Genomic DNA, 851 nt, shown 5'->3' with positions numbered 1-851 from the left:
CCAAGGAGCCTGAGAAGCTGTCGCTAGAGATGGTGGATTTCCTCCACTCTGGTGAAGGTAATCTACCTTCAAACAAGGCAGATATATACTTCAAGGAGCTAGGCAATGAGACCCCAACGCTCGTACGGCTACTGATGTCTACGATACACAAGCAGGATAAGCGTCTTGTCAAGCATATATCGGCCAAGCAGTTTGGTATGCAGTTTGGTCTCAAAGCTATCTATGCACACAACGGATTGCTCTACTTCCACACGTCTATACGCAACACAACAAATATGCGTTATCAGATTGACTACGTGACCTTCAAGGTTGTAGATAAGGCGGTCACCACACAGACGGCTATACAGGAGACTATACTCCAGCCACTGCGAGCTTACAACGACCTTGCTGTTGTTGCGCCAAAGAGCGAGTTGCGTACGATCTACGCTCTCGAATCGTTCTCACTTCCAGAGGGCAAAATCCTCGAAATATCCCTACACGAGCTTAATGGCGGACGCACACTAACTTTTACGGTGGACAACAAAGACCTCGTAAGGGCTAGAGCTATTGATGACCTCGAACTACGCTTTTAGTCCCCTGCCTTATGACTATGACAATCAATAATCCGATACGCTATGGGAGGCTGGCTAGCCTTCCCGTAGCTTTGTTGTGCCTGTTACTGTTGGCTCTGCCAAGTGTAAGTAAGGCGCAACGTGCCATACCTCACCAAGATGGGTTAATCCTATCGGGTGGGGTACCGCTAACCAACGAGACGCCATTTGTCCAGTGGGGCAATTGGACGGCTCGGGTGGACTATACGCACTATTTCTTCCACGCCGACTACCTCGTAGTAGGGGTGGAATATAGTCACG

Annotated in this window: 1 protein-coding gene and 1 pseudogene; both read left to right on the top strand. The window is 49.2% G+C overall.

Translation table 11 applies throughout. From position 1 onward, the window contains the following. Nucleotides 1-572 (top strand): conjugative transposon protein TraN (gene traN / locus PORUE0001_RS08185; RefSeq protein ID WP_007365982.1); only part of this gene is annotated, 572 nt, incomplete at its 5' end. 17 nt (nt 573-589) lie between these two features. Continuing rightward, nucleotides 590-851: pseudogene (locus PORUE0001_RS08180) on the top strand (conjugal transfer protein TraO); the annotation flags it as partial.

The organism is Porphyromonas uenonis 60-3 (assembly GCF_000174775.1).
GTDB classification, from domain to species: domain Bacteria; phylum Bacteroidota; class Bacteroidia; order Bacteroidales; family Porphyromonadaceae; genus Porphyromonas; species Porphyromonas uenonis_A.
Note: the sequence above shows the minus strand (reverse complement) of the source record. Positions and strands in the feature narration are given on the sequence as shown.